Here is a 6,104-nt window from a genome sequence, read left to right as displayed (position 1 = left end):
CCTTGCGCTCGAGCAGAATGCCGATCCGGCGATAACCGAACCGGCGCCGCTTCCCGGCGATCTCCTTCATCTCCTCGCGGATCTCTGGACAGTCCGGCGGGCGTGTGCGCCGGACCGTCTTGGGATCGACACCGACCAGCTGGCAGGCCCGACGCTGCGAGATATCGTGATCCCGCATTGACCTGAGCGCTGCCTCTCGCCGCTTGGTCAGCGTCGTCAGTTCTTTCCCAGCAGATCCTTCAGGACGACATTGTCGAGCATGGTGTCGGCCAGCAGGCGCTTATGTTTGGCGTTCTCGTCATCCAGTGTCTTCAGCTTGGCAGCATCGGAAACCTCCATGCCGCCATACTTGGACTTCAGCTTGTAGAACGTCGCCGGGCTCAGACCATGCCTGCGGCACACCTCAACTGTCGGCAAGCCCGCCTCCTGCTCCTTGATCATCCCGATTATCTGCGCCTCGGTGAAACGGCTCTTTCTCATTCGTCTGCTCCTTCACGGTTGAGCAAACTCTACATCAGGCTGAGGGATATTGCGGGGGGCAGGTCACGGCTGTTCTTGCCGGCATGGGCCAGAGCGTTGCGCTGGAAATGCACCCGGCAGCGCTGCTAGGTGGTCGACAGCACCCGGGCCGTGGCCGCCTTGATGCCCTCATGTGCATCGCTGATCACCAGCTTCACGCCGGAGAGGCCGCGGCGGACAAGATCGCGCAGAAACTTGGTCCAGAGCGGCTCCACCTCGGAAGCCCCGATCGCCATGCCCAGCACTTCGCGGCGGCCATCGGTGTTCACGCCCACCGCGATCGTCACGGCGACAGACACGATACGACCCCCTGACGGACCTTGAGATAGGTCGCGTCGATCCAGAGATAGGGCCATTCGCCCTCGATCGGTCGGGTGAGAAAGGCGTCGACCCGCTCGTCGATTTCTTCGCAAAGCCGGCTGACCTGGCTCTTGGATATGCCAGTTCCGCCCATGGCCTGCACAAGGTCATCCATCGATCGCGTCGAAACGCCATGGACATCGTTCGTCGGGGGAAACGTCCACTGGATGCCTCCCTGATCCTCCTCCCCCTGAATGACGGCTGTCAGCGCCTTTTCACCGAGCGCCGGGGCTTGAGGAACGAGGGAAAGTAAGAGCCCGTGCGCAGCCGCGGGATGCGCAGCTCGACATTACCGGCCCGGGTCTGCCAGTCGCGATCGCGGTAGCCATTGCGCTGCGCCAGCCGCTCGGTGCTCTTTTCACCGTAGTCGGCGCCGGTCTTGGCACCGACCTCCAGCTCCATCAGCCGCTTGGCGGCAAAGCCGATCATCTCACGCAGAAGGTCGGTATCTGGGCTCCTCTCCACCAGCGCTCGGAGGTCCATCATCAGTTTGGTCATCGGGTCTATCCCTCGGTTCCGGTTGGTTGTCGCAACCCGACCCTACCGAGAAACCCGATGGCCACCGACACCACCAACCGGGACGTCACCAAAAATTTAAGAAAGCATCTCTTGTCGACTTCGTCGATGCCAGACCCGAACCAGTTCATCATTCTCGGCATAACCATTACGATCGACGCAGGATAAGTATATTTGGAGAAAGGGGCACTGCGACAAGTTTCAGCTTTGCGCAACAGCGCCGTTAAAACTTACCCGATACTCTTTAGGCATATCGTCATTATCATCGTGACGCGTCCAGTGAACATCACCTCTTATTTTTCTAGCTGGGATTCCAGCATAAATACATTCAGCTTCCACATCCCCCGAAACGACAGCAAATTGCCCCACTATCGATCCCATACCCACATTTGATCCTTTATTGAGCCTACTACCGTTTCCCAACCAAACGTGATGCCCCACAACAATATCTTTAGAAGGGTTTATCCTTTTTCCAGTTTTATTGTCCCAAATTCCATGATCATCATTGGTCCTCATTCCAACGCCGTTAGAGAACATACAGTCATTTCCAATAGCTATGCTTCTACCACCAATACAAAGAGCTGCTCCACTTTCCCAACTAGATTCCGCACCAATAACAATCAGCCCATCATCACCGTATAGCTTAAGAGTAACTCCTTTCATTCTAACATTCTTGCCAATCAAGATTCCTGATCTTTGCCCTACCACTTCTAGTCTCGATCCCTTAATACTTACGCCTTCTGATAAAAAAACAAGACTTTCACGTCCGTGACAGATAATCTTCTCAACATCTTTTCTTCCTCCAAACACTCTCTGCATATTGACTCGGGGGCACGCCAAAATTGCGCCACCCCCTTTCTTGGTTATAGGATATTGGTCACTATATGGTACTTCATTCGATCCACTAAAATCACCAATTTCAATTTCCTTTATAATGCTACGTGCTCTCTTCAGAAAGCCATCATACAAAATCTCGATCACACACCACCTTTCACGATTCTTTTCGACTATATAATAGTTTGTTCTAACTTTTCCAGCCTCTTATCGAGCCTAGATAAAACTCCAGCAAAAACATCTACCATGACTGTCGCGTCGAATGTGACATCACGAAGGTTAATATAGGAACTATTGTCCACCTCATTATCATAAATATTATTACATTTTGCGAAATTAATAAAAAAGTCTTCGTTCTCTTTATGGAACAAGGTTTTCACTTTCTTTGCCACCTCGGGGGGCAAAATAACTTGGGGTGCATATATATTGCTTCGCCCAGCAGCATAGCTAAGCTCTACAACCATGTCGGAAAAGTATTTGCTCGGCTCATGTTTGTTTACTTCAATTAGCAATCTTAGTTCCTGTGGACTAGGGCTTAGGTTAACTCGTTTATCTACAGGTAAATCTTCCAGCGGAATTTTTGCACCTATCATGTCTAGAAACAAACCTAGCACTCCTGCAGGGTTACTTTTTGCTAATTCGTAGGGCTTTGCCAAAATGTTTGCATTGTCGATATGAAACGAAAGCTCTGTAAAGTAGCTATTATACAAAAGCATTGATTGTTTTTGTATGTCAAAATCAGAAGAAAATTCATCTGGGAATTTAGTTTCCCCACGACGCTTTATCTGCTGAATATAACTTGAAACTAACGCGGTTGTTTGCTCACGAACAAAAAACGCGAGATTTACTTCACCCAAATCAGAAAAAGATGCCGCCAGTTCACCGAGTAGTGGACGCGTAGTTGCAGAAAAAAACTCGCTGGATATAATTACATGACAATCAGTATTATGAATTGCGCGGCGGGTCTTTTCAGTAATATTCTTACGTTGCTTTGCCAAACTTGAAGGATGACTTTGAGGCATATAGGCTCGAGCAAGCTCGAATCCATTCCCCGAACTTATCCCTCCTTTCTCAGCTTTTTTATCTACTCCAGTATTTAGATAATCATATCCATGCTTAAGGAAGTTTTTCCTTCCCTGCGCAAACTGTACTTGGATTGCAGAGGTTCCTGTTTTGGGCATGCCGCAATGTATAATTATCTTCTTCATAGTATTATTATTTCCTGCGCAAAACTAGTGAGTAAAGTAAGTACATTAAAGTGATTTCATCGATGCAGCTCAATTATGCCAGGTTTATAGTCCGGGGTGCCATCATCTGTCATTTTCTCGATTTGTTCTATAGCCTTAGAGATGTCGGTAAAATTTACATGACGTAACTGCCATGGCGAATAGCGCCACCAGTGACTTTTTATCAGGCGCTGACAGACATCTTCATCGAAGCGATATTTTATCACTCGAGCAGGGTGTCCCACCACAATCGCATAAGGGGGCACATCTTTGGTCACTACTGACCGCGCACCAATCACGGCACCATCACCAATAGTCACGCCATTTTTGATGTAGGCGCCGTAGCCGATCCAAACATCGCTGCCAATGATGGTCTTTATCGGCTTTACCACGGTAGAATTATCAGCTTTTTCAACGTCTTCATAGTAGATTTCGCGGTCGGCATAACCTGATCCTACCACATATTTTAGGCGCTGATACTGAAAGGGGTGTGTGCTAAGCCAGTCGATAGGATGATTTCCTTGCCCCACATGCAGATCACTAGCCAGTGAGCAGTAGCGACCAATATGAGTGTGATAAAAAAAACCACCGGTAAGATACGAAAATGCTCCAATTGAAAAATCGTGAAAAATTCGGCTCTCTGAAATCCTTACGGGTGCTTCTATTTCACCCCAAAACCGCGCAATAACTTTCTTATCCAAGTTGTGATGTACGCCATACTGAGTTAATTTTTGCGAGATGTCATCTAATTTGTTGCTGAACTTATGGCTCATTAGATTATTTATCCTTTATTAAATTATACAGAGAGCTGAAACTCTATCACTTGAAACCCGAGTGCGCCCTAAACCAACGTCTTGAACATCGCGGTCATTGGTTTTGAGCCCCGGGCGTGGCTTAAGTTTCGCATTGCGCGTGCCAGATCCGCTCAAAGGCTGGGCGAAACTCCCCCGACGACACACGACAGCGCCGATCTCTACCAGTGGATACTTCTTGCCTCCAGGCTTGAGTAACGGACTGAACGTCAAAGAAACCCATCTGCGCCATCAATAACATCCCCACTGCCAGTTCATAGTCCTGTCATAACGCGGAGCCAAGGGATGGGCAATTCTTAGAGGTGCCCTAACAACTTCAGACGCGAAGTGTTGTGCTATATCTATTGAGTTTTCAGCCACCACAGTTCCTTCGGGTGTTTGATCCTAGGTTTTGATGGTGCGATCCTTTCTCAGGCGGTGTCCTACCAGTTTCTTTGATCGCCTTGGTCAAGTGCTGATTTCCTCTCGCGTCATCCTGCGTGTTGGGCTCTGAGGTTCTCTCCGCGGTCGCCGTTCGGGCGCCGCATGTTTGTGTACAGGGTCGGGTCATCGACTAGCCTTGCATATGAAACGCCCGACGCACCCGCGCTATCGTATCCACTCGCTTCAACCCCCCCTCCATCCGCTGCCTCGCAACGGATGGTCAGATGAAACCAGAGGGGGGTCAAAATTGGACGCCGATTACACCGCCATAAGGGTTAGTTTTGCTCGCCAAAACACACACTTCTTTCTTGACCGCAAGGTACTGCCGTCCCGTACAGCCGAACGCAGCCGATAGCCATGGGGAAGGCGGCGGTGCCATCAAGACCAGCCTCCAGGCAAAGGTAGGGATCAGTTTCGGAACTGATCACAGGTTTGTCCGTGGATCGAAACCCTTTCGAAAGGGGTGCCGGATTAAAGTCGGTTCAGACCAATGACGGCACACTTCACGAACGGACCAACCATGAAAACCACTATCGTCAGCAGCGTCCTGAACAGGACCATCACATTCTCCGGCAAGGCAGGCGGCCATATCTACGCTGACCTGAACGGCCACCCCGGTGGGCGTGGCAACAAGATACGTGCAGCAGGAAAGCTGAAAGGAGAGGCGATCAGATGTGGCGCGACCCAGGACGACTTTCAGACGCAGTGCAATAACTGGTATCGCTCATACGTGCGCAATCACCCCGACCGGGTCAAAATCGACTGCAACACGACGCGCAAGGCCCAACAGGTCATCGGCGTCGACGCACTTCTGGCACGCATTCAACGTCAACCGTGGCAACACGCGGCCACAGTCGTAGAGCATTTCATGAAGGTCAACCTGAAGCCACGGGCAGGCGACGAACGCTACTCCGAATTCGGCAGTGTCCTCGTCACATCCCGCTCAGGCGATCTGAAAGTCATCTACGTGGAGATGTTCGATCGCGACATCCTGAACGCCCGGCCCCTCACGAGATGCGGCATTCCTAATCTGCCGTCGTTTCGGGTCGGCGGTGCAGTCGTCAAGAAGACCCTCACGGACACTCACCCCATGGATCCCTTCGCACTCTCGGAAGTCATTTCCGAAGCGGTCGGACACGCGTTCTGCAGTTTCGACTACACCAGCTATTTTGAAGAGCACGCACAGCCCCAAACTCAGATGCGCAACTGAGGACCCGACATCGGCACGGTCGCCGGAGCGGCAGACCGTCCCCCCCTCTTCGATCCTGGCATGCATCATCGTCGTTCATAGGCTGGGGTCCCGTGCCATATGAAACGGACTGGATCATGCTCCTGCAACGATCCAGCCCACGTCCATCGTATCGGTAACGCTGACAGGCCACATCGTGACCTGTCAGCATGTTGTATGGTTTAC

The 6,104-nt window shown here is 51.0% G+C and carries 4 protein-coding genes and 2 pseudogenes; 1 reads left to right on the top strand and 5 read right to left on the bottom strand.

Annotated features, from left to right (window positions below; all coding sequences use genetic code 11):
- From BUA54_RS20725 to BUA54_RS21800, 5 genes and pseudogenes are all read right to left on the bottom strand, one after another.
- Window positions 1–480: pseudogene (locus BUA54_RS20725) on the bottom strand (transposase); the annotation flags it as partial.
- Between the two features lie 65 nt (window positions 481–545).
- Window positions 546–1,377: pseudogene (locus BUA54_RS20720) on the bottom strand (IS256 family transposase); the annotation flags it as partial.
- 219 nt (window positions 1,378–1,596) lie between these two features.
- Window positions 1,597–2,376, bottom strand: coding sequence for an acyltransferase (locus BUA54_RS21105; RefSeq protein WP_143155567.1), 780 nt, complete (start codon window positions 2,374–2,376; stop codon window positions 1,597–1,599).
- A gap of 26 nt (window positions 2,377–2,402) precedes the next feature.
- Window positions 2,403–3,437, bottom strand: coding sequence for a hypothetical protein (locus tag BUA54_RS21100; RefSeq protein WP_143155566.1), 1,035 nt, complete (start codon window positions 3,435–3,437; stop codon window positions 2,403–2,405).
- 56 nt (window positions 3,438–3,493) lie between these two features.
- Window positions 3,494–4,228 (bottom strand): CatB-related O-acetyltransferase, encoded by a 735-nt coding sequence (locus BUA54_RS21800; protein ID WP_084114722.1) that lies wholly within the window; start codon window positions 4,226–4,228, stop codon window positions 3,494–3,496.
- Window positions 4,229–5,210: 982 nt separating this feature from the next.
- Between BUA54_RS21800 and BUA54_RS20230 the strand changes: the two genes are divergently transcribed.
- Window positions 5,211–5,900 carry a hypothetical protein gene (locus tag BUA54_RS20230; RefSeq protein WP_072859043.1) on the top strand — a complete coding sequence of 230 codons (690 nt, stop codon included), beginning with the start codon at window positions 5,211–5,213 and terminating at the stop codon, window positions 5,898–5,900.
- Window positions 5,901–6,104 lie beyond the last annotated feature (204 nt).

The sequence above is a fragment of the Loktanella atrilutea genome (genome assembly GCF_900128995.1).
Taxonomy (GTDB): Bacteria; Pseudomonadota; Alphaproteobacteria; order Rhodobacterales; family Rhodobacteraceae; genus Loktanella; species Loktanella atrilutea.
The sequence above is the reverse complement of the archived record's forward strand: the minus strand, read 5'-3'. Positions and strand labels throughout refer to the sequence as shown.